The sequence below is a fragment of the Pantoea brenneri genome (assembly GCF_038594305.1).
Lineage (GTDB): Bacteria > Pseudomonadota > Gammaproteobacteria > Enterobacterales > Enterobacteriaceae > Pantoea > Pantoea brenneri.
This window is the reverse complement of the sequence record NZ_JBCGBG010000003.1, coordinates 198,330-220,466: the sequence shown is the minus strand read 5'-3', so window position 1 is coordinate 220,466 and position 22,137 is coordinate 198,330. Positions and strand designations below refer to the sequence as shown.

20 protein-coding genes and 2 tRNA genes are annotated in these 22,137 nt (G+C 54.8%); 3 read left to right on the top strand and 19 right to left on the bottom strand.

Annotated elements, in window-relative coordinates:
- Positions 1 to 51 precede the first annotated feature (51 nt).
- Entirely contained in the window at positions 52 to 1,062 is a 1,011-nt protein-coding gene (locus AABB92_RS14620; RefSeq protein ID WP_031375403.1) for a luciferase-like monooxygenase, read from the top strand.
- On the opposite strand, the gene AABB92_RS14615 is transcribed toward AABB92_RS14620, so the two are convergent.
- Positions 1,024 to 1,983, bottom strand: coding sequence for an AraC family transcriptional regulator (locus AABB92_RS14615; RefSeq protein ID WP_046289158.1), 960 nt, complete (start codon positions 1,981 to 1,983; stop codon positions 1,024 to 1,026). The genes AABB92_RS14620 and AABB92_RS14615 overlap by 39 nt on opposite strands.
- 186 nt (positions 1,984 to 2,169) lie before the next feature.
- On the opposite strand from AABB92_RS14615, the gene AABB92_RS14610 reads away from it, so the two are divergent.
- Complete coding sequence (locus AABB92_RS14610) at positions 2,170 to 2,916, top strand: SDR family NAD(P)-dependent oxidoreductase (protein WP_031375405.1); 747 nt, start codon at positions 2,170 to 2,172, stop codon at positions 2,914 to 2,916.
- 57 nt (positions 2,917 to 2,973) lie between these two features.
- On the opposite strand, the gene AABB92_RS14605 is transcribed toward AABB92_RS14610, so the two are convergent.
- The 17 genes from AABB92_RS14605 to rlmE all read right to left on the bottom strand — a co-directional run bounded on the left by AABB92_RS14605 (position 2,974) and on the right by rlmE (position 20,970).
- A complete protein-coding gene (locus tag AABB92_RS14605) occupies positions 2,974 to 4,887 on the bottom strand; it encodes a DEAD/DEAH family ATP-dependent RNA helicase (RefSeq protein ID WP_031375406.1) in 1,914 nt (637 codons plus the stop codon).
- A gap of 16 nt (positions 4,888 to 4,903) precedes the next feature.
- A complete protein-coding gene (yrbN, locus tag AABB92_RS23470; RefSeq protein ID WP_098053093.1) occupies positions 4,904 to 4,960 on the bottom strand; it encodes a protein YrbN in 57 nt (18 codons plus the stop codon).
- A 105-nt stretch (positions 4,961 to 5,065) separates the two neighbouring features.
- Positions 5,066 to 5,950, bottom strand: a complete 885-nt coding sequence (nlpI, locus tag AABB92_RS14600) for a lipoprotein NlpI (RefSeq protein ID WP_031375407.1) — start codon at positions 5,948 to 5,950, stop codon at positions 5,066 to 5,068.
- Between the two features lie 129 nt (positions 5,951 to 6,079).
- Positions 6,080 to 8,215 (bottom strand): polyribonucleotide nucleotidyltransferase, encoded by a 2,136-nt coding sequence (gene pnp, locus AABB92_RS14595; RefSeq protein ID WP_031375408.1) that lies wholly within the window; start codon positions 8,213 to 8,215, stop codon positions 6,080 to 6,082.
- 311 nt (positions 8,216 to 8,526) lie between these two features.
- Positions 8,527 to 8,796, bottom strand: a complete 270-nt coding sequence (gene rpsO / locus AABB92_RS14590; RefSeq protein WP_003851063.1) for a 30S ribosomal protein S15 — start codon at positions 8,794 to 8,796, stop codon at positions 8,527 to 8,529.
- Positions 8,797 to 8,927: 131 nt separating this feature from the next.
- Positions 8,928 to 9,872: a tRNA pseudouridine(55) synthase TruB gene (gene truB, locus AABB92_RS14585; RefSeq protein WP_031375409.1), complete on the bottom strand. Its 945-nt coding sequence runs from the start codon at positions 9,870 to 9,872 to the stop codon at positions 8,928 to 8,930.
- Positions 9,872 to 10,279 carry a 30S ribosome-binding factor RbfA gene (gene rbfA, locus AABB92_RS14580; protein ID WP_031375410.1) on the bottom strand — a complete coding sequence of 136 codons (408 nt, stop codon included), beginning with the start codon at positions 10,277 to 10,279 and terminating at the stop codon, positions 9,872 to 9,874. Before rbfA ends, truB begins: the two co-directional genes overlap by 1 nt.
- 65 nt (positions 10,280 to 10,344) lie before the next feature.
- The gene (infB, locus tag AABB92_RS14575) at positions 10,345 to 13,038 is read right to left on the bottom strand and encodes a translation initiation factor IF-2 (protein ID WP_031375411.1); all 2,694 of its coding nucleotides are present in this window, start codon (positions 13,036 to 13,038) and stop codon (positions 10,345 to 10,347) included.
- A 17-nt stretch (positions 13,039 to 13,055) separates the two neighbouring features.
- Complete coding sequence (gene nusA / locus AABB92_RS14570) at positions 13,056 to 14,543, bottom strand: transcription termination factor NusA (RefSeq protein WP_031375412.1); 1,488 nt, start codon at positions 14,541 to 14,543, stop codon at positions 13,056 to 13,058.
- A gap of 24 nt (positions 14,544 to 14,567) precedes the next feature.
- Positions 14,568 to 15,020, bottom strand: coding sequence for a ribosome maturation factor RimP (gene rimP / locus AABB92_RS14565; RefSeq protein ID WP_031375413.1), 453 nt, complete (start codon positions 15,018 to 15,020; stop codon positions 14,568 to 14,570).
- Positions 15,021 to 15,231: 211 nt separating this feature from the next.
- Positions 15,232 to 15,308, bottom strand: a tRNA-Met gene (locus AABB92_RS14560).
- Positions 15,309 to 15,367: 59 nt separating this feature from the next.
- Positions 15,368 to 15,454, bottom strand: a tRNA-Leu gene (locus tag AABB92_RS14555).
- Positions 15,455 to 15,491: 37 nt separating this feature from the next.
- Positions 15,492 to 15,830: a preprotein translocase subunit SecG gene (secG, locus tag AABB92_RS14550; protein ID WP_031375414.1), complete on the bottom strand. Its 339-nt coding sequence runs from the start codon at positions 15,828 to 15,830 to the stop codon at positions 15,492 to 15,494.
- A 217-nt stretch (positions 15,831 to 16,047) separates the two neighbouring features.
- Entirely contained in the window at positions 16,048 to 17,382 is a 1,335-nt protein-coding gene (glmM, locus tag AABB92_RS14545) for a phosphoglucosamine mutase (protein ID WP_031375415.1), read from the bottom strand.
- Between the two features lie 2 nt (positions 17,383 to 17,384).
- Complete coding sequence (gene folP / locus AABB92_RS14540; protein WP_031375416.1) at positions 17,385 to 18,218, bottom strand: dihydropteroate synthase; 834 nt, start codon at positions 18,216 to 18,218, stop codon at positions 17,385 to 17,387.
- Positions 18,219 to 18,298: 80 nt separating this feature from the next.
- Positions 18,299 to 20,227, bottom strand: a complete 1,929-nt coding sequence (gene ftsH / locus AABB92_RS14535; protein ID WP_031375417.1) for an ATP-dependent zinc metalloprotease FtsH — start codon at positions 20,225 to 20,227, stop codon at positions 18,299 to 18,301.
- 113 nt (positions 20,228 to 20,340) lie between these two features.
- A complete protein-coding gene (rlmE, locus tag AABB92_RS14530; RefSeq protein WP_031375418.1) occupies positions 20,341 to 20,970 on the bottom strand; it encodes a 23S rRNA (uridine(2552)-2'-O)-methyltransferase RlmE in 630 nt (209 codons plus the stop codon).
- A 127-nt stretch (positions 20,971 to 21,097) separates the two neighbouring features.
- Between rlmE and yhbY the strand changes: the two genes are divergently transcribed.
- Complete coding sequence (yhbY, locus tag AABB92_RS14525; RefSeq protein ID WP_010251809.1) at positions 21,098 to 21,391, top strand: ribosome assembly RNA-binding protein YhbY; 294 nt, start codon at positions 21,098 to 21,100, stop codon at positions 21,389 to 21,391.
- 106 nt (positions 21,392 to 21,497) lie between these two features.
- Here the strand turns inward: yhbY and greA are convergent, their stop codons facing one another.
- Positions 21,498 to 21,974 carry a transcription elongation factor GreA gene (gene greA / locus AABB92_RS14520; RefSeq protein WP_031375419.1) on the bottom strand — a complete coding sequence of 159 codons (477 nt, stop codon included), beginning with the start codon at positions 21,972 to 21,974 and terminating at the stop codon, positions 21,498 to 21,500.
- Positions 21,975 to 22,137: the final 163 nt, after the last annotated feature.

The following is a 22,137-nucleotide window of genomic DNA, read 5'->3' as shown; positions in this document are numbered from 1 at the left end:
AATACTAAAAGGTGCAGAATCTGACGTCTGCGCCATATAACGGGAGTAGCCATGTCTGAGAAAAAACCTCTTCGTCTGTCCGTGCTGGATCTGGCGCCGATCCCCCAGGGCGCGACCGCACGTGAGGCGTTCCACACGTCGCTGGCGCTGGCGCGTCAGGCTGAAAAGCTGGGCTACCAGCGCTACTGGCTGGCTGAACATCACAACATGACCGGCATTGCCAGTGCCGCTACCTCGGTGCTGATTGGTTATCTGGCGGCGAATACCGACACGCTACAGCTCGGGTCCGGCGGCATTATGCTGCCTAACCATGCGCCGCTGGTGATTGCCGAGCAGTTTGGCACCCTGGCCTCGCTGTATCCCGGCCGTATTGATTTAGGCCTGGGCCGCGCGCCCGGTTCCGATCAGCGTACGATGATGGCGCTGCGCCGCCATCTCTCCAGCATGCACGCCGATACCTTTCCGGATGATGTCGCTGAACTGATTGGCTGGTTCGATGCCGATCCGGGCGAACAGCCGGCGGTACAACCGGTGCCCGGTCTGGGGCTGAAAATTCCGGTCTGGCTGCTTGGTTCCAGCCTCTACAGCGCCCAGCTGTCAGCCAAATTGGGTCTGCCGTTCGCCTTTGCTTCGCATTTCGCGCCCGACCAGCTGTTCCAGGCGCTGCACGTCTACCGTGAAAACTTCCAGCCGTCGGCGCGTCTTGAAAAACCTTACGCCATGGTCTGTATCAACGTGGTGGCTGCCGACAGCGTACGTGATGCGCGCTTCCTGTTTACCTCGCAGCAACAGCAGTTTATTAACCTGCGCCGCGGTAAGCCGGGCCCGTTACCCGCACCGGTTGAGAACATGGATAATCTCTGGTCGCCGTCAGAACAGTATGGCGTGCAGCAGGCCTTGAGCATGTCGCTGGTCGGCGATAGCGACAAAGTGCGTCACGGTCTGGCTTCGCTGATGCGCGAAACTCAGGCTGACGAGATCATGGTCAACGGCCAGATTTTCGATACCGAGGCGCGTCTGCGTTCATTCGCCATTGCGATGGAAGCGGCCCGCAGTCTGTAATTCTGCCGGCGGTGGGGGCAAGCCATCGGCACCCACCGCCAGCTGCCGACTGTCACGCGCCGGCGATCGGCCATAAAAGCGGCTGTACTCCCGGCTGAACTGCGAAGCGCTCTGATACCCTACCCGATAGCCCGCCGTCCCTGCATCCAGCTTTTCCACCCGCATCAGCCGTCTCGCCTCATTCAGCCGTAGCTGCTTCTGGTATTGCATCGGCGTCATCGCCGTCACCGCTTTGAAGTGATGATGCAGCGACGAGACGCTCATCCCGACGTTGCTGGCGAGCTGATCAATTTTCAGCGGTCGGTGGAAGTTTTCCCTTAGCCAGCGCGCCGCCTGCGCCACCCGGTTGCCGGGGCGCTCTGCCAGCGCCATATTCAGAATGCGCGGTCCTTCCGGCCCGGTCAGCAGTCGATAGAAAATCTCCTGTTCAATCAACGGCGCCAGCGCGGCGATATCCTGCGGATGATCGAGCAAGCGCACCAGCCGTATCACCGCATCGACCAGCAGCGGTGACATCTTATGCACCGTAATGCCCCGCTCGCTGCGTGCCTGCGACAGCGGCAGCACGGGCGGAAACTGCTCGAGGTAACGCATTAACCGGGTTTCATTGATGGTGATGCCGATACCCAGATTGGGCTTTTCCGGCGTGGCAACGGTGACGCAGCCGCGGACCGGCATATCCAGCGTCACTAATAGCAAATCACCCGGCCCGTAATGCAGGATCTCATCCCCGATATGCAGCGCTTTACCGCCCTGCGCCACCAGCGCAAAGCTGGCCCATTGGGCAATGTGCACCGGCTCGCTGGGGGCTGAACTACGGCCAAAAAACAGACAATCTATGGCGCTGGTGTGCCGGCCATCACTCGGCGCGTGACGATCGATCAGCTGCGCCAGCGCTTGCCACTCAGGGGCTTCTGTCATCACTCCTCCCGTCTCCGTCCGCTCTGTATTCAGATGCGGCAGATCTTAACGTAAGTTAATCCCGACACCCGCCTTGCCCGGTCATCTTTGCAGGATCGTGCAAAAAGCTTGCAGGATTGCGCTACCCACATCCGGCACCAGCGCGCATAGTCTACCGACGCAATCATTACGACAGAGAACAATATTATGAAAGCTCTGGAAAACAAAATAGCGCTGGTGACGGGCGCGTCAAAAGGTATTGGCGCGGCGATTGCCATCGCTTTTGCCACCGCTGGCGCGCGCGTGGTGGTCAACTATCGCCAGGACGAGCCGGGTGCGGCCGATGTGGTGAGCGATATTCTGTCGCTGGGCAGCGAAGCGGTGGCGGTACAGGCGGATATCTCACAACCTCACGAGGTTGAGCGGCTGTTTGCCACTACCGTGGCGGAGTTCGGGGCACCGGATATCGTGGTCAATAATGCCGGCAGTTTCCATCACGGTGACTTTGCAGCCCTGACGCTGGAGGTAATGCGCCAGCAGATCGACGTTAATCTGCTCGGCACCATGCTGGTGTGTCAGCAGGCGATTCACCACTTTCCGCCGCACGGTGGCAGCATCATTAACCTTAGCGCCCTCAACAGCAAAAACAGTACTCCTGGCTCGGTGCTGTGGGCCGCCACCAAAGGGGCGATTGATACCCTGACCCAGGGTCTGGCACGGGAGCTGGGGGCAAAAAATATTCGGGTCAATGCATTAGCGCCGGGGATGATCCTGACCGAGGGTTTGCTGGCAGCCAAGAAGATCAGCCCGCAGCTCAAGGCGCAACTGCTGGCGGCTACACCGCTGGGACGGTTTGGCCTGCCGGAAGATGTCGCCCAGGTGGCGCTGTTTCTCGCCTCTGAGGAGTCAGCCTACGTCAGCGGCGAGCGCGTGATGATCAGCGGCGGCGCCTGACAGGCATAAAAAAAGGGAAGCCCGAAGGCTTCCCTTTTTATCACGATTTAACGGCTGTTATGCGTCACGACGACGTGGTGCTGCGGCAGCGCCATCTTCACGACGTGGACCACGACCGCCTTCACGGTTGAAGCTACGTCCGCCTTCACGACCACCTTCACGGCGTTCAGAAGAGAAGCGACGACCACCTTCACGGTTTGCGCCCGCGCCTGCACCAGCAGGACCACGACGCTCACCACCGGCTGGACGACGATCGCCACGGCCTTCGTTCGGCTGTGCATCACCCAGCAGCTGCATATTCATCGGTTTGTTCAGAATACGCGTACGGGTGAAGTGCTGCAGCACATCGCCTGGCATGCCTTTCGGCAGCTCGATGGTTGAGTGAGTGCCGAACAGCTTGATGTTACCGATGTAACGGCTGCTGATGTCGCCTTCGTTAGCAATCGCACCAACAATGTGACGAACTTCAACACCATCATCGCGACCCACTTCGATGCGATACAGCTGCATTTCGCCAACGTCACGACGCTCGCGACGTGGACGGTCGCCATCACGGCTTTCACGTGGACCACGTGAGTCACGCGCTTCGCGGCTGTCACGACGGCCATCACGCTCATCACGATCGCGGAATTCGCGACGTGCCGGACGCGGTGCTTCTGGTGGCAGAATCAGAGGACGTTCGCCCTGTGCCATCTTCAGCAGTGCAGCTGCCAGTGTTTCCAGATCCATCTCTTCTTCTGGCTGCATCTTAGCCAGCAGCGCACGGTACTGATCCAGATCGCTGCTTTCCAGCTGCTGCTGGACTTTAGCCGCAAATTTAGCCAGACGACGCTGACCCAGCAGTTCTGCGTTTGGCAGCTCTACTTCAGGAATAGTCAACTTCATCGTACGTTCGATGTTGCGCAGCAGACGACGCTCGCGGTTCTCAACGAACAGCAGGGCGCGACCGGCACGGCCCGCACGACCGGTACGGCCGATACGGTGAACGTAAGATTCTGCGTCCATCGGAATGTCGTAGTTCACCACCAGGCTGATACGCTCAACGTCAAGGCCACGGGCCGCAACGTCAGTCGCGATCAGGATGTCAAGACGACCATCTTTCAGGCGCTCCAGCGTCTGCTCACGCAGAGCCTGGTTCATATCACCGTTCAGCGCGGCGCTGTTATAGCCACTACGTTCCAGCGCTTCTGCCACTTCCATGGTTGCGTTTTTGGTACGCACGAAGATGATGGCAGCATCAAAGTCTTCAGCTTCAAGGAAGCGAACCAGTGCGTCTGTTTTACGACCGTAAGCGGTCCAGTAGCTCTGGCTGATATCAGGACGTGTGGTCAGGCTTGACTGAATACGCACTTCCTGTGGATCTTTCATGAAGCGTTTGGTGATGCGACGAATCGCTTCCGGCATGGTTGCAGAGAACAGCGCGGTCTGATGATCGGCTGGAATTTGCGCCATGATGGTTTCAACGTCTTCGATGAAGCCCATGCGCAGCATTTCATCTGCTTCATCCAGCACCAGGCCACGCAGGTTAGAAAGGTCTAACGTGCCGCGTTTCAGGTGGTCAAGCAGACGGCCAGGCGTACCCACAACAACCTGTGGTCCCTGACGCAGTGCGCGCAGCTGCACGTCATAACGCTGGCCGCCGTACAGGGCAACCACGTTCAGGCCACGCATGTGTTTAGAGAATTCGGTAACTGCTTCAGCAACCTGTACCGCCAGTTCGCGGGTCGGTGCCAGCACCAGGATTTGTGGCGCTTTAACAGTAGGATCAATGTTGTGTAACAGCGGCAGAGAGAACGCCGCGGTTTTACCACTCCCGGTCTGCGCCATGCCTAACACGTCACGGCCCGCCAGCAGGTGAGGAATACACTCAGCCTGGATTGGGGATGGCTTAACGTAGCCCATGCCATTCAGTGATTCAAGGATGTCGGCGTTCAGGCCAAGGTCAGCAAAAGTGGTTTGAATATCAGTCATGTAGTACACGTGCCTCTTAGATTGCGGCGGCCAGTCTACATAACTCGTCGTGAAAACTTTCAGTCATTTTCATCAAAAAGTGTGAACCGGCTCAAATTAGAAGTTTTGACGAACAGAAAAGCCCTCATCCCTGAAGATGATGACTTGACAGGTTTTACAGGCAATTAAAGTTCGTCAGCTATTGCTGGTCAGATTCTGATAAATCGTCTTGTGCCTGGCCGAGTTGCGCCAGTTCCAACAATGCGTATCGGTGTTCAACAAAGTTATTGACGTTGTTGGCCACCGCCAGTTTGAACAACGCTTTCGCGTCGTCCTTCTCCCCCAGACTTAGGTAGTACTTACCTAAATAGAAGTTGGTTTCACTGAGATGTTCAGCGAGCGAGGTGTTATCCGTTGCGTCCGCCTGGAGACTTTCCATCAACGACTTTTCGCTGATGTCACCCAGGTAGAACTCGACAATATTCCATCCCCATTGGTCTCTGACCGCTTTGTCGTGACGCTGTTGAAGCGCGACTTTTGCCTTGTCGACATCCATCTCACGTTCAACGAGATAGAGCCACAGACTGCGGAAAGGATCGTTAGGATCGTCTTGATAAAACGCCAGCAGATCATCTTGCGCTAACTTGTATCGACCGCCGTAATAGAGGGCGATACCACGGTTTAAATGCGCATAGTTGTAAGTTGGATCAAGCTCAAGTACAGAATCAAACGCTTCATAGGCGGCATCAAAGTTGCCCGCCTGCGTTAAATATATGCCTAAGTAGTTAAACACTTCTGGCATATCTGGTCTTATAGACAGCGCTTGCGAAAAATCGTTCCGCGCTAATGCCCGCAGACCTAAACTATCATACAACACTCCGCGCTCATATAACAGCTGTGCGCGTTCATCATCGGTGAGGGCACGACTGGCAAGAATTTGTTCCATGCGCGCCAGAATCACTTCCTGCTGCAGTGTGGGCTGTAAAGGTACTGCAAGAACTTCGTTCTTACGCCAATTGGAGTTGCTGCATCCTGCCAGCGTCAAAGCTGTCGCAACAAAACACCAGCGCAGAAAAGGCTTCATTTCCCACTCCCGAATACAAACATTGGGATAACCATCCTGTCATCCGCCTGCTGTGCACAAGGATTCCCGCCCTCGCGATGACACAAACGCCCCTCCCTGCCAGGCAAGGAGGGGCAAATCAGCAACGACTTATTCAGCGTCAGGTGTGCTCACCGCTGCAGCTTCTTCAGACTGCGGCTTAGATTCTGTCGCTTCTTTGATGCTCAGACGAACGCGGCCCTGGCGATCAACTTCCATCACCTTAACCGGAACTTCCTGACCCATCTGCAGATAGTCAGTCACTTTCTCAACGCGCTTATCGGCGATTTGAGAAATGTGCACCAGACCTTCTTTACCACCGCCGATAGCGACGAAGGCGCCGAAGTCAACGATGCGGGTCACTTTACCACTGTAAATGCGGCCCACTTCGATCTCTGCGGTGATCTCTTCGATACGACGAATCGCTTCTTTCGCTTTCAGACCATCGGTCGCGGCAATTTTCACCGTGCCATCATCTTCGATTTCAATCGTGGTGCCAGTCTCTTCGGTCAGTGCACGAATCACTGAGCCGCCTTTACCGATCACATCTTTGATCTTATCAGAGCTGATTTTGATGGTGTAAATGCGCGGTGCGAATTCAGAAATCTCAGTACGCGGGGTGCTGATAGCCTGTTCCATGACGCCCAGAATGTGCAGACGCGCACCCTTGGCCTGGTTCAGCGCTTCCTGCATGATTTCACGCGTGATGCCTTCGATTTTGATGTCCATCTGCAGCGCGGTGATACCTTCACGGCTACCAGCTACTTTGAAGTCCATGTCGCCCAGGTGATCTTCGTCGCCCAGGATGTCAGACAGAACAACAAACTTCTCGTTTTCTTTCACCAGACCCATCGCGATACCGGCGACAGCAGCCTTGATCGGTACGCCTGCATCCATCAGCGCCAGTGAGGCACCACAGACAGAAGCCATTGATGAAGAACCGTTAGATTCGGTGATTTCCGACACTACACGGACGGTGTATGGGAATTCTTCCGCTTTTGGCATCACGGCCAACACGCCGCGCTTCGCCAGACGACCGTGACCAATTTCACGACGCTTAGGCGAACCGACCATGCCGGTTTCACCGACAGAGTACGGAGGGAAGTTGTAGTGGAACAGGAAGCTGTCGGTACGTTCGCCCATCAGCTCATCCAGATTCTGCGCATCGCGGGTGGTACCCAGCGTCGCGGTTACCAGCGCCTGCGTTTCACCACGGGTGAACAGCGAAGAACCGTGAGTACGTGGCAGCACGCCAGTACGCACATCCAGACCACGGATCATGTCTTTCTCACGACCATCGATGCGCGGTTCGCCGTTCAGAATGCGGGTACGAACCACATTCTTTTCAAGGCTGTGAACGATATCGCCAATTTCAGCGCTATCCAGCGTTTCATCTTCAGCCAGCAGCGCAGCGATGGTTTCATCTTTGATCACGCCAACCTGGGTGTAACGTTCCTGCTTATCAGTGATGCGGTAAGCATCGCTGATGCGCGCTTCAGCCAGCGCAGCCACGCGAGAAATCAGCGCGGTGTTTGCGGCTTCTGGCTGCCAGTCCCAGCGAGGTTTGCCCGCTTCGGCGACCAGCGCGTTGATGTTTTCGATCACAACCTGCTGCTGATCGTGGCCAAATACCACCGCACCCAGCATCTGCTCTTCTGACAGGATCTCAGCTTCAGATTCCACCATCAGAACGGCATTCTGCGTACCGGCAACCACCAGATCCAGACGAGACTGTTTCAGCTCATCGGCCGTTGGGTTCAGCACGTATTGATCGTTGATGTAGCCGACGCGCGCGGAGCCGATTGGACCGTTGAATGGCAGGCCAGAAAGAGCCAGCGCAGCAGAAGCACCAATCATTGCCACGATGTCCGGGTGAACCTGTGGGTTCACGGAAACCACGGTCGCAATGACCTGGACTTCGTTAACAAAGCCTTCCGGGAACAGCGGACGAATCGGGCGGTCAATCAGACGCGCAATCAGGGTTTCGCCTTCGCTTGGGCGTCCTTCACGACGGAAGAAGCTGCCTGGGATACGACCAGCAGCGTAGGTACGCTCCTGATAGTTAACGGTCAGAGGGAAAAAGTCCTGACCTGGTTTCGCTTTTTTCTGGCCGACAACGGTAACGAATACCGCGGTATCGTCCATGCTCACCATCACAGCGGCAGTCGCCTGGCGAGCCATCATGCCGGTTTCCAGCGTGACGGTATGTTGACCATATTGGAATTTGCGTACGATCGGATTCAGCAAAATCAAAGTCCTTAACTTCGGGGCACGGCTATCTGTAGCCTGCCATTGATTACCGATCTTTAGTTGCATCCCTCGCGACTAATGACAACCCTTGACCGCCCCTGCGGTAAAGCCTCTCATTAGCCGCGCGAAACTCTGCAAACAAAGATCACACTAAGCAACAATACATGAGTTTGGTCCGGATTGCTGCCGATTGCTCGAAAAAAGGGGCCATAAAGGCCCCCTTTTCGCGAAACTCGCACAAATCCGATCGCAGGTCACGTACGGTGCAAAAACGCTGCATGACGCGCCGACGACCCGATTTTTCAGACTTAGCGACGCAGACCGAGGCTTTCGATCAGGCTGCTGTAGCGTGCAACGTCTTTACGCTTCAGGTAGTCCAGCAGCTTACGACGCTGAGATACCATGCGCAGCAGACCGCGGCGGCTGTGGTGGTCTTTTTTGTGCTCAGAGAAGTGACCCTGCAGATGAGTAATCTGCGCAGTCAACAGGGCAACCTGAACTTCGGTTGAACCGCTGTCGTTAGCACCACGGCCATATTTAGCAACGATCTCTGCTTTAGCTTCTACGCTTAGAGACATAATAAACTCCAGTAAAAAATGAATGTATGGGTGCCGATCTCTAATTCAGCATCCCGCTTTAAAGCCGCGCTATTCTACTCTTCGCCCGATAGCAACGCAATTGCGCTATCAGCGAAAAAACATCACGCCACTTAATCCTGATACTCAACCACTAAACGCCGGGGCGCCACGCGGCCATCGTCGGCGATTTCCGCCATGCCGATAAATTTACGCGCCTCGCCTTCGGTGACCCGGACCAGTCCCTGCGCCGGCACGTTGCTGGCCTGCACGGGCTGTCCCTGTTTGAAGTACGCCGCCGCGGTAGACAACAAATTCACTTCAGGGAAATCCGCAGCGGGACTGTCCATCGGCAGCAGCAGCGGATCGAGCTGGGTTTCCAGCGGAAGACCGGCTTCGGTCGCGGCAGTCAGCAAACCATTGAGCTGTTCCAGCGTGACCATGCGCTCATACGGGTAGCGTGCAACCTGCACCCGACGCAGCATGATAACGTGCGCACCACAGCCGAGCTTTTCGCCCAGATCATCGATGATAGTGCGGATATAGGTCCCTTTGGAGCAGTGGATTTCCAGCTCCAGTTCATCACCTTCCCAGCGAATAAATTGCAATTCGTAGACGGTGATCGGACGCGGCTCGCGCGCAATCTCAATGCCCTGACGCGCATATTCATACAGCGGTCGGCCCTGATGCTTTAACGCAGAAAACATCGACGGCACCTGCAGCGTTTCGCCGCGGAAGCTGTCCAGTGCCGCATCCAGTTCTGCCTGACTGAAGCTCACCGGGCGCGTCTGCACCACGTTGCCATCGGCATCGGAGGTATCAGTGCGCTCCCCGAGGCGAGCAATCACCCGATAACGCTTATCGGAGTCCAGCAGATACTGTGAAAACTTCGTCGCTTCACCCAGGCAAATCGGCAGCATGCCGGTCGCCAGCGGATCAAGCGCGCCGGTGTGTCCTGCGCGGTTGGCGTTAAAAATACGCTTCACTTTCTGCAGCACATCATTCGACGAGACGCCTTGTGGCTTATCCAGCAACAACACGCCATGGACGTCGCGACCGCGACGACGCGGACGACTCATTACGCCTCCTCGTCTTCACCGGTGGCGTCAGGGCCACGGCGCTCAGCATCGTTTTTCACGACGCTGCTGACGAGGTTAGACATGCGCATCCCTTCGATCAACGAGTTGTCGTAGAAGAAGGTCAGCTCCGGCACGATACGCAGGCGCATCGCTTTGCCGAGCAGAATGCGGATATAACCTGAGGCTTCTTTCAGCGCTTTCAGGCCATTTTTTACCGCTTCTTCATCTTTATCATTCAGGAAGGTCACGAACACTTTGGCGTAAGCCAGATCACGTGAGACTTCAACACCGGAGACGGTGACCATCATGCCAAGACGCGGATCTTTAATCTCGCGCTGCAGGATCATCGCAATCTCTTTTTGCAGCTCTTGTGAAACGCGCTGCGGGCGACCAAATTCTTTCGCCATCATTATTTCTCCCAAATAATTCGGGAGGCCAGTGGCCTCCCAAATTGCATCACATCAGCAGTGACTTACGCGATGGTGCGTTTAACTTCAATCACTTCAAAGACTTCAATCATATCGCCGACACGGACGTCATTGTAGTTCTTCACGCCGATACCGCACTCCATGCCGTTACGCACTTCGTTGACGTCATCTTTAAAGCGACGCAGAGATTCCAGCTCGCCTTCGTAAATCACCACGTTGTCACGCAGGACGCGGATTGGATTGTGACGTTTGATGTTGCCTTCGGTCACCATACAACCTGCCACTGCACCGAATTTCGGTGATTTGAACACGTCGCGGACTTCAGCCAGACCAATGATCTGCTGTTTGTATTCCGGAGCCAGCATACCGCTCATCGCCGCTTTCACTTCGTCAATCAGGTTATAGATGACGGAGTAGTAGCGCAGATCCAGGCTTTCTGCATCGATGACGCGACGCGCAGAGGCATCGGCACGGACGTTGAAGCCAAGGATGATGGCGTTAGAGGCCGCAGCCAGCGTCGCATCGGTTTCGGTGATCCCGCCCACGCCTGAACCGACAATCTTCACCTTCACTTCGTCGGTGGAGAGTTTCAGCAGGGAGTCGGAGATCGCTTCCACAGAACCCTGAACGTCCGCTTTCAGCACGATGTTCAGTTCAGACACTTCGCCTTCGGTCATGTTAGCAAACATGTTCTCCAGCTTAGATTTCTGCTGGCGAGCCAGTTTAACTTCGCGGAATTTGCCCTGACGATAAAGTGCCACTTCACGCGCTTTCTTCTCGTCACGGACCACGGTCGCTTCATCACCGGCAGCCGGCACACCGGACAGACCCAGAATCTCAACCGGGATAGACGGACCTGCTTCTGTTACTTCGCGACCCAGTTCGTCACGCATTGCACGAACGCGGCCATATTCGAAGCCACACAGCACGATGTCGCCTTTGTTCAGCGTACCTTCACGTACCAGCACGGTTGCAACCGGACCACGACCTTTATCGAGGAACGATTCGATTACCACGCCGCTCGCCATACCTTCACGGATAGCGGTCAGTTCCAGCACTTCCGCCTGCAGCAGGATAGCGTTAAGCAGATCGTCAATGCCGGTACCCGCTTTCGCAGACACGTTGACGAACATGTTTTCGCCGCCCCACTCTTCCGGAATGATACCGTACTGAGTCAGTTCGTTTTTAACGCGATCCGGATCGGCTTCTGGCTTATCGCACTTGTTCACCGCAACCACAACCGGCACTTTGGCTGCTTTGGCGTGCTGAATAGCTTCGACAGTCTGTGGCATCACGCCATCGTCTGCTGCTACCACCAGGATAACGATGTCAGTCGCCTGCGCACCACGTGCACGCATTGCGGTAAACGCGGCGTGGCCTGGGGTGTCGAGGAAGGTGACCATGCCGTTATCGGTTTCAACGTGGTATGCACCGATGTGCTGAGTAATGCCGCCCGCTTCGCCAGAGGCGATTTTGGTCGAGCGGATGTAGTCCAGCAGTGAGGTTTTACCGTGGTCGACGTGGCCCATGATGGTCACAACCGGTGCGCGAGATTCCTGCGCTGCATCGGTATCACGATCGTCCATTACCGCTTCTTCCAGCTCGTTTTCACGACGCAGGGTCACTTTGTGGCCCATCTCTTCGGCAACGAGTTGTGCAGTTTCCTGGTCGATAACCTGGTTGATGGTCGCCATGGCGCCCATCTTCATCATCGCTTTGATGACCAGAGAACCTTTCACCGCCATTTTGTTAGCCAGTTCGGCTACGGTGATGGTTTCACCAATCACAACATCGCGGTTAACCGCCTGGGCTGGCTTGTTAAAGCCCTGCTGCAAGGCGCTTGGTTTGCGATGCTTACCGCCTTTACCACCACGAATCTGCGCACGCGCTTCTTCACGGTCAGTTTTGGCTTCAGAATGTTTGTTGCCTTTTTTCGCCGGACGCGCAGCTTTAGCAGTAGTACGCGCACGCGCACGACCCGCTTCAACCTGACGGTCATTTTCGTCTTCAGCCTGACGGGCATGGGTCGAAGTGGTGACGTGATAGTCGCCTTTATCCTCTTCTTCCGGTTTTTCCCATTCAGCTGACTTCTCTTCGGCCAGACGGCGGGCTTCTTCTGCTACGAGGCGGGCAGCCTCTTCAAGCTTACGGCGGGCTTCTTCTTCAGCTTTACGCTTCAGTTCGGCAGCTTCAGCTTCGCGACGGGCTTTATCGGACTGCGCAGCCTTGGTCACTTCGTCGGTAGGTTGATTTGTCACTTTCTCATTTTCCGCTGCTGCACGTTTGGCCTTGTCAGCGGCTTCGCGCTTGGCTTTCTCTTCGGCTTCACGTTGCGCTTTCTGTTCAGCTTCGCGACGGGCTTTTTCTTCAGCCTCGCGTTGCGCCTGCTCTTCCGCTTCACGCTGCGCCTCGGCTTCTGCTTCGGCCTGAGCTTGCTCAGACTCTGCATCACCTTTCACGTATGTGCGCTTTTTGCGGACTTCGATTTGCACCGACTTACTTTTACCCCCGGTGCCTGGAATATTCAAGGTGCTGCGCGTTTTACGCTGCAGCGTCAGCTTAGCTGAACCGACCTGACCGTGCTCACGATTCAGGTGAGACAATAAGGTTTCTTTCTCGTGCTGGGTCACTGCGTCATTTTCAGACTTAGGGATCCCCGCATCAGCAAATTGCTGTACCAGGCGATCGACCGGAGTCTGAATTTCTGCGGCCAGCGATTTTACGGTTACATCTGTCATGCTGTTCCTTCCTGTTATTACGCGTCATCGCCGAACCAGCAGATATTACGGGCGGCCATAATCAGCGCGCCGGCTTGCTCATCAGACATGCCTTCAATATCCGTCAGATCGTCAACACCTTGCTCAGCGAGATCTTCCAGCGTGCAAACGCCTTTCGACGCCAGGCGGAAAGCCAGAGCACGATCCAGACCTTCAAGATTCAGAAGATCCTCAGCGGGCTGCTGGTTACCAAGGCTCTCTTCTTTCGCCAGTGCCAGGGTGGTTAACGCATTTTTTGCTCGTTCACGCAGGGCTTCAATGGTCTCTTCGTCGAGGCCGTCAATTTCCAACAGCTCGTTGATTGGCACGTATGCCAGTTCTTCCAGCGAAGAGAAGCCCTCTTCCACCAGTACGGTGGCGAACTCTTCGTCGATGTCGAGATGTTTGGTGAACATATCGATTGCTGCGTGTGCTTCAGCCTGATGTTTGGCCTGCAGATCATCGACGGTCATTACGTTCAGCTCCCAGCCACTCAGCTGTGAAGCGAGACGCACGTTTTGGCCGTTACGGCCGATCGCCTGAGCCAGATTGCCAGCTTCTACAGCGATATCCATGGTGTGGTTATCTTCATCAACCACGATTGACGCCACATCAGCCGGAGCCATGGCGTTGATAACAAACTGCGCCGGGTTGTCGTCCCACAGCACGATATCGATACGCTCGCCGCCCAGTTCACTGGAAACCGCCTGAACACGCGCGCCACGCATGCCCACACAGGCACCCACCGGATCGATACGTTTGTCGTTGGTCTTGACTGCAATTTTAGCGCGCGAGCCCGGATCACGAGCAGCGGCTTTAATTTCAATCACTTCTTCGCCAATTTCTGGCACTTCAATGCGGAACAGTTCAATCAGCATTTCCGGTTTGGAACGCGTCACGAACAGCTGCGCGCCACGTGCTTCCGGGCGAACGGAGTAGAGCACGCCACGAATACGGTCGCCTGGGCGGAAGTTTTCACGCGGCAGCATATCTTCACGCAGGATAACCGCTTCGGCATTGCTGCCTAAATCGAGGGAAATATTGTCGCGGTTAACTTTCTTCACCACGCCAGTAATAATTTCGCCTTCCTGCTCACGGAACTGATCAACCACCATCGCGCGCTCAGCTTCGCGCACTTTTTGCACGATAACCTGCTTAGCGGTCTGGGTGGTGATACGGTCAAAGGTGACCGATTCAATCTGATCTTCGACATATTCGCCCAGATTGAATGCTTCATCTTCGAAGCGGGCCGCATCCAGCGTGATCTCGCGCGTCGGCTGCGTCACCTCTTCTACGATTTCCCAACGGCGGAAAGTATCGAAATCGCCACTTCGGCGATCAATGCTGACGCGTACGTCAATTTCTTGCTCGTACTTTTTCTTGGTCGCAGTCGCCAGCGCGCTCTCCAGCGCTTCGAAGATTTTCTCACGCGGCAGGGCTTTTTCGTTAGAAACGGCTTCTACAACAGCTAAGATCTCTTTGTTCATCCTGGTTAGCCTCAATCCGGACTTTTAAAAGTGGGGGACCAGGTTCGCTTTCTGAATATTACTCAGCGCGAACACTTCATCGTTACCCTCAACGTTCACCGTGATCATCTCGCCATCAACGGACTTGATGATTCCCTGCCATTTACGGCGGTTCTGAACGGCCATACGCAGCACCAGACTCACTTCATCGCCCATAAAACGAACATAGTGTTCTGCAGTGAACAGAGGACGATCGAGTCCCGGTGAGGAGACTTCTAGGTTGTAAGGCACGGTAATGGGATCTTCGACATCCATTACGGCACTTACCTGGTGGCTGACATCGGCGCAATCATCGACATTGATGCCATCTTCACTATCAATATAGATGCGCAGGGTTGATGTGCGACCACGAACGAATTCTATTCCAACCAGTTCGTAGCCCAGCGCTTCTACCGGAGCCGATACCAACTCTGTCAATTTTTGCTCTAATGTGGACAAGCCCACCCCCAAGACATAAAAAAAGGGCCTATAGCCCAGTATTACGATTCGCTAATAACAAAAAACCCCGAATATTCGGGGCTTTTAATCACTGGACCCTGTACGCCGCAATGCGGCTCGGACTCCATCCAAAGAATTTTCTTTCAAAAATGAGCCGTGAATGCGTCCGTCGATGCACACAGTATATTTGAAAAAGAACTCAAAGGGAAAGTGGTTGCGGGGGCCGGATTTGAACCGACGACCTTCGGGTTATGAGCCCGACGAGCTACCAGGCTGCTCCACCCCGCGTCCGAAAACGTGGCGAATAATACGCCAAACCTGCATAAAATGCAAGTAATACTAAGATTTGGTACCGAGGACGGGACTTGAACCCGTAAGCCCAATCGGGCACTACCACCTCAAGGTAGCGTGTCTACCAATTCCACCACCACGGCACTACACTGACCACAACGATTCGTTGTGTTGACGAACTTACTTAGGAATATCGCTGCCCGGCGTGGCCGGTTGAGCTGGCTTTTCAGTCTGTTGAGAAGACTGCGCCGGCGCAGAAAGATTTTCCCACTCGCTTCCTTTCGAGGCTTTATTACTGTTCAGGTTACCGAGAACCAGGCTGATGATGAAGAACAGTGCCGCTAAGATGCCGGTTGTACGTGTCATGAAATTACCTGAACCCGTAGAACCAAACAGCGTACCGGATGCGCCTGCACCGAATGAGGCTCCCATATCAGCGCCTTTGCCTTGCTGCAGCATGATCATACCCACGAGGGCGATAGCTACAATAAGGAAAACAACTAAAAGAGCTTCGTACATATTCAACCTGTTCCTTGCACGATAATCGTACAGTTAAAGCTTCAACCAGTATTGATGGGGAGTCTCGTCATCACCCATCAGAAGCGGGTGTGAATACTAACCAAAGGCGGATACCTCTGCAAGCGCAATTTTCATCACCCAAACTAATTGCAGAAAAAAACGCCATCCCGGTGATTTTACAGGCGGTTCGGTAACCTGCGAACCGCCTGTCAGCCGATTAAAACGCCTTTACCTGATCGGCGATGCGGTTTGCCAGCTCGGTTACCTGCGCTTCATTCTCGCCTTCCACCATCACCCGAATCAACGGCTCGGTGCCCGACTTGCGCAGCAACACCCGCCCCCGGCCGGCCAGCGCTTTTTCCACCTCTGCCGTCACGGTTTTCACCGCGTCGCTCTGTAACGGATCGTGCTCACCGGTAAAGCGGACGTTGACCAGTACCTGAGGCAGCATTTTCATGCCGCTGCACAGATCGTGCAGGCTCATGTGGTTGCGCACCATTGCAGTAAGTACTTGCAAACTTGCCACGATGCCGTCACCGGTGGTGGTTTTATCCAGCAGGATCACATGGCCTGAGTTCTCTGCCCCCAGGCGCCAGCCCTTCTCCTGCATCTTCTCCAGCACGTAGCGGTCACCCACTTTTGCCCGGGCAAACGGAATACCGAGCTGCTTAAGCGCCAGCTCCAGGCCCATATTGCTCATTAGCGTGCCGACCACGCCGCCGCGCAACTGGCCCTGACGCAGCCCTTCGCGCGCAATGATGTAGAGAATCTGGTCGCCATCTACCTTTTCGCCCAGATGGTCAATCATCATGATGCGATCGCCGTCGCCATCGTAGGCCAGACCGATATCCGCTTTCTCCGCCAGCACCCGCTGTTGCAGCATCTTCAGATCGGTAGCGCCACACTCTTTGTTGATGTTCATCCCATCCGGCTGGGTGGCAATGGCAATCACCGTAGCGCCCAGTTCACGCAACACATTCGGTGCAATGTGGTAGGTGGCCCCGTTAGCGCAGTCGACCACGATTTTCAGGCCGTTAAGGTTAAGCTCGCTTGGGAAGGTGCCCTTGCAGAATTCGATGTAACGTCCGGCGGCATCAACAATACGGCTGGCACGGCCCAGTAAGGCGGATTCAACACAGGTAATCGGTTTTTCCATCTCCAGTTCGATCGCTTCTTCAACGTCGTCCGGCAACTTGGTGCCTTCGGATGAGAAGAATTTGATACCGTTATCGTCGAACGGGTTATGCGACGCCGAAATCACAATCCCCGCTTCGGCGCGGAATGTACGGGTCAGGTAAGCGATGGCTGGGGTCGGCATCGGTCCGGTAAAGGCGGCGGTCAGGCCCGCGGCCGCCAGACCGGCTTCTAAGGCTGACTCCAGCATATAGCCGGAGATGCGGGTGTCCTTACCGATAATGATCTTTTTCGAACCGTGACGCGCCAGCACTTTCCCTGCGGCCCAGCCCAGCTTCAGGACGAAATCAGGGGTGATTGGCGCTTCACCGACTTTGCCACGAATGCCATCTGTACCGAAATATTTACGATTACTCATGATTATCCTTTTGCTCTTCGGGTCGCTTCGACCACGCGCATCGCTTCGGCCGTCTCTTTGACATCATGGGCGCGAATAATCTGTGCACCCTGCATCGCGGCGATAACCGCACAGCTCAGGCTGCCGGTTAAACGCTGTGACGGACCGACATTCAACAACTGACCTATCATCGATTTGCGCGACATGCCCACCAGCAGTGGCAGGCCGAAATGGTGAAAATCGCTGAGATGAGCCAGCAGTTCATAGTTGTGGCTAAGATTTTTACCGAAACCGAAGCCCGGGTCGAGTATCAGCCGCTCTTTTTTGATTCCCGCCGCTTCGCAACGCGCGATCTGCTGCGCGAAGTAAGTGTCCACTTCGTGCAGGATGTTTTCATAGTGTGGCGCCTGCTGCATGGTGCGTGGTTCGCCCTGCATATGCATTAAACAGACCGGCAGGCCGGTCGCTGCCGCCGCTTCCAGCGCACCCGGCTCTGAGAGCGAGCGCACATCGTTAATGATGTGAGCGCCCACTCGCGCTGATTCCCGGATCACCTCGGCTTTAGAGGTATCGACCGAAATCCAGACTTCAAAACGCTGGGCAATCGCTTCGACCACCGGGATGACCCGCTCCAGCTCCTGCTCGACGCTGACCTCATCGGCCCCCGGACGGGTCGATTCACCGCCGACATCGATAATGGTCGCGCCAGCATTGACCATCTCATTGGTGTGGGTGAGCGCATCGACCAGCGCGTTATGCTTACCGCCATCGGAAAAGGAGTCGGGCGTGACATTCAAAATACCCATCACATGGGGAAATGATAAATCGAGATGGGAATCACCGGCGAACAACTTCATGGCGAATCACTCCTTGCTGATCAATATCTGGATGTAAAAAACCCCGGACCAGCCGGGGTTTTGTCTGACGAGGTGACGTCTTATTTATCGAACTGTTCTGACATGGTGTTGCCTGGGTTTGGCGTACGCGGTTCATCGACCGGACGCGGCGCCTTTGGCGTGCCGTTGCTGTCAGAGTTGCTGCTGCCTGGATCTTCCCAGCCGGCTGGCGGACGCACTTCGCGGCGCGCCATCAGGTCGTCGATCTGCGGTGCATCAATGGTTTCATACTTCATCAGCGCGTCTTTCATCGCGTGAAGGATGTCCATGTTCTCACCCAGAATGCGGCGAGCACGCTGGTAGTTGCTGTCGATCAGGTGTTTAACTTCCTGGTCGATAATGCGGGCTGTTTCATCGGACATATGTTTCGCTTTCGCGACTGAACGTCCGAGGAACACTTCACCCTCTTCTTCGGCATACAGCAGTGGACCCAGTTTTTCTGAGAAGCCCCACTGCGTCACCATGTTACGTGCCAGGTTGGTCGCGACTTTAATGTCATTCGACGCACCGGTAGAAACATGTTCAGCACCGTAGATGATCTCTTCTGCCAGGCGGCCGCCGTACAGCGTTGAAATCTGACTTTCCAGTTTCTGACGGCTGGCGCTGATCGCGTCGCCTTCAGGCAGGAAGAAGGTCACACCCAGCGCACGGCCGCGCGGAATGATGGTCACTTTGTGCACTGGATCGTGCTCAGGCACCAGACGACCAATGATCGCGTGACCCGCTTCGTGATAGGCGGTTGACTCTTTCTGCGCTTCCGTCATCACCATGGAGCGACGTTCCGCACCCATCATGATTTTGTCTTTCGCTTTCTCAAACTCAACCATCGACACTACACGCTTGTTCGAACGGGCAGCAAACAGCGCCGCTTCGTTGACAAGGTTAGCCAGGTCGGCACCGGAGAAGCCAGGCGTACCGCGCGCAATGATTGCCGCGTCAATATCGGTCGCCAGCGGAACACGGCGCATATGCACTTTCAGAATCTGCTCACGGCCACGCACGTCTGGCAAGCCCACCACCACCTGACGGTCGAAGCGGCCTGGACGCAGCAGCGCCGGGTCAAGCACGTCAGGACGGTTAGTCGCGGCGATAACGATAATACCTTCGTTACCTTCGAAACCATCCATCTCAACCAGCATCTGGTTCAGTGTCTGCTCACGTTCATCATGACCACCGCCTAAACCCGCGCCACGCTGACGGCCCACCGCATCGATTTCATCGATGAAGATGATGCACGGTGCCGCTTTTTTGGCCTGTTCGAACATGTCACGCACACGAGATGCACCGACACCAACAAACATTTCAACGAAGTCAGAACCGGAGATGGTAAAGAAAGGCACTTTCGCTTCACCGGCAATCGCTTTCGCCAGCAAGGTTTTACCGGTACCCGGAGGACCGACCATCAGCACGCCTTTCGGAATCTTACCGCCCAGCTTCTGGAAGCGGCTCGGTTCACGCAGATATTCCACCAGCTCGGCGACTTCCTCTTTCGCTTCGTCACACCCGGCAACGTCGGCGAAAGTGGTTTTAATCTGGTCTTCCGTCAGCATGCGGGCTTTACTCTTGCCGAAGGACATCGCGCCCTTGCCGCCGCCGCCCTGCATCTGGCGCATAAAGAAGATCCACACCCCGATCAGCAGCAGCATCGGGAACCACGAGATGAAGATCGACGCCAGCAGGCTTGGCTCTTCCGGTGGTTCGCCAACCACTTTGACGTTTTTGGTCAAGAGGTTATCGAGCAACTTGGGATCATTGACAGGAATGTAGGTGGTGTATTTATTGCTGTCTTTTTTAATAACGTTAATTTCACGCCCGTTAATACGTGCCTCGCGGACCTGATCCTGGTTCACTTCCGACAGGAAGGTTGAATAATCAACCCTACGGCCATTCGACTCGCTGGGCCCAAAGCTCTGGAATACTGACATCAGCACGACCGCGATGACTAACCAGAGAATCAGGTTTTTCGCCATGTCACTCAAGGGATTAACCTCATATTACAACGGTGTTAACAGATAGCGTAGGGTACTATAGATCCTTCATACATGGAATCGCAGCAAAACTGCGGACTACTCCAGCAATTTGGTTATAGTTTGCGCCCAGTCGCCACAATGTACACTTCACGTGAACGTGACCGTGAAGCGTCCGGCTTACGAATTTTCACTTTCGTAAACAGGGAGCGAATTTCCCGCAGGTATTCATCGAAGCCATCTCCCTGAAACACTTTCACTACAAAACTACCGCCGGGTGCCAGGATATCCCGACACATTTCCAGCGCCAGTTCGACTAAATACATCGACCGGGGAATATCTACGGCAGGTGTACCACTCATATTCGGTGCCATATCGGACATGACAACCTGAACTTTCTGATCGCCAACGCGCTCAAGCAGCGCATTGATCACCGATTCTTCACGAAAATCACCCTGAAGGAAATCGACACCGACAATCGGATCCATAGGCAGGATATCACAGGCAATAACGCGCCCTTTGTTCCCAATTTGCTGTACGACATATTGTGACCAGCCACCGGGTGCAGCACCCAGATCTACCACGGTCATGCCGGGTTTGAAAAGCTTGTCACCCTGTTGTATTTCATCAAGTTTAAACCAGGCGCGCGAACGCAACCCTTTTTTCTGCGCCTGAAGCACATATTTATCGCTAAAGTGTTCCTGGAGCCAGCGGCTGGAGCTGGCCGAACGCTTTTTACCCGTCATAATATTTCCAACTAAATCGTCATCGTAGCGATAAACCTGCACGCAATGGGTTGCGTCGATTTGGTGATATACCCGAGATGGCGGTAGAATGAACCGTTTTCAATCCCTGAGTAAGTAAAAAACTACGATGAATCTAAGTACCAAACAAAAACAGCACCTCAAGGGCCTCGCCCATCCGCTCAAGCCGGTGGTTATGCTGGGTGGCAATGGCCTGACTGAAGGCGTGCTGGCCGAAATCGAGCAGGCTCTGTCGCATCACGAACTGATTAAGGTGAAAATTGCCTCAGAAGATCGTGAAACAAAGCAGCTGATCGTTGAGGCGATCGTGCGTGAAACCGGTGCCAGCAACGTACAGGTGATCGGCAAAACGCTGGTGCTGTATCGCCCGTCTAAAGAGAGCAAGATTTCTCTGCCACGTTAAGTGGGCAAAGAAAGTGCCATGCTCTTACCTCAGATAAAAGGCCGCAATGCGGCCTTTTTCCTTTCTTTACATTGTGCTTTAACGCATTTCAAAGCGTAGCAACATCTTAAAGGTATTCCACCTTCAGGATTTCATATTCAACATCGCCGCCAGGGGTTTTGATAATCGCCACATCATCTGCCTCTTTACCCACCAGGCCACGCGCCATCGGTGAATTTACAGAAATCAGATTTTGCTTAAAGTCAGCTTCGTCATCACCCACGATACGATAGGTCGACTCTTCGTCGGTATCGATATTAAGTACGGTTACCGTCGCGCCAAAAATGACCCGGCCGGTTTTCGGCATCTGAGTGACGTCAATCACCTGGGCATTGGAGAGTTTGGCTTCAATCTCCTGAATGCGGCCTTCACAAAAACCCTGCTCTTCACGTGCGGCATGATATTCCGCGTTCTCTTTCAGGTCGCCATGCTCGCGCGCGTCAGCGATAGAGGCAATAATGCGCGGACGCTTCACGGTTTTCAGCTCGTTCAGCTCTTCGCGCAATCTTTCTGCGCCTCTTAACGTCATCGGAATCTGATTCATTTAAGCTCCTCGTCATCTATCCTGTTTAACGGTGTCATCCTGACCGGTGACTGCAGAAAAAAGCGTTCTGCGACGCATTAGCCGGTTTTGCAAACAAAAGAATCCTGACCCGGACAGTATTCCAGGCCAGAAAAGGGTTTTGCAATTTGATACGTATTTTACC

Excerpts from the sequence above, each read along its gene's own strand:
- glmM (WP_031375415.1), bottom strand. The coding sequence starts at position 17,382 with ATGAGTAATCGTAAATATTTCGGTACAGATGGCATTCGTGGCAAAGTC.
- folP (WP_031375416.1), bottom strand. The coding sequence starts at position 18,218 with ATGAAGTTGTTCGCCGGTGATTCCCATCTCGATTTATCATTTCCCCAT.
- secG (WP_031375414.1), bottom strand. The coding sequence starts at position 15,830 with ATGTACGAAGCTCTTTTAGTTGTTTTCCTTATTGTAGCTATCGCCCTC.
- ftsH (WP_031375417.1), bottom strand. The coding sequence starts at position 20,227 with ATGGCGAAAAACCTGATTCTCTGGTTAGTCATCGCGGTCGTGCTGATG.
- AABB92_RS14610 (WP_031375405.1), top strand. The coding sequence starts at position 2,170 with ATGAAAGCTCTGGAAAACAAAATAGCGCTGGTGACGGGCGCGTCAAAA.
- AABB92_RS14620 (WP_031375403.1), top strand. The coding sequence starts at position 52 with ATGTCTGAGAAAAAACCTCTTCGTCTGTCCGTGCTGGATCTGGCGCCG.
- rbfA (WP_031375410.1), bottom strand. The coding sequence starts at position 10,279 with ATGGCGAAAGAATTTGGTCGCCCGCAGCGCGTTTCACAAGAGCTGCAA.
- nlpI (WP_031375407.1), bottom strand. The coding sequence starts at position 5,950 with ATGAAGCCTTTTCTGCGCTGGTGTTTTGTTGCGACAGCTTTGACGCTG.
- truB (WP_031375409.1), bottom strand. The coding sequence starts at position 9,872 with ATGAGTCGTCCGCGTCGTCGCGGTCGCGACGTCCATGGCGTGTTGTTG.
- yhbY (WP_010251809.1), top strand. The coding sequence starts at position 21,098 with ATGAATCTAAGTACCAAACAAAAACAGCACCTCAAGGGCCTCGCCCAT.
- AABB92_RS14615 (WP_046289158.1), bottom strand. The coding sequence starts at position 1,983 with ATGACAGAAGCCCCTGAGTGGCAAGCGCTGGCGCAGCTGATCGATCGT.
- rlmE (WP_031375418.1), bottom strand. The coding sequence starts at position 20,970 with ATGACGGGTAAAAAGCGTTCGGCCAGCTCCAGCCGCTGGCTCCAGGAA.
- greA (WP_031375419.1), bottom strand. The coding sequence starts at position 21,974 with ATGAATCAGATTCCGATGACGTTAAGAGGCGCAGAAAGATTGCGCGAA.
- infB (WP_031375411.1), bottom strand. The coding sequence starts at position 13,038 with ATGACAGATGTAACCGTAAAATCGCTGGCCGCAGAAATTCAGACTCCG.
- AABB92_RS14605 (WP_031375406.1), bottom strand. The coding sequence starts at position 4,887 with ATGACTGATATTCAAACCACTTTTGCTGACCTTGGCCTGAACGCCGAC.
- nusA (WP_031375412.1), bottom strand. The coding sequence starts at position 14,543 with ATGAACAAAGAGATCTTAGCTGTTGTAGAAGCCGTTTCTAACGAAAAA.
- rpsO (WP_003851063.1), bottom strand. The coding sequence starts at position 8,796 with ATGTCTCTAAGCGTAGAAGCTAAAGCAGAGATCGTTGCTAAATATGGC.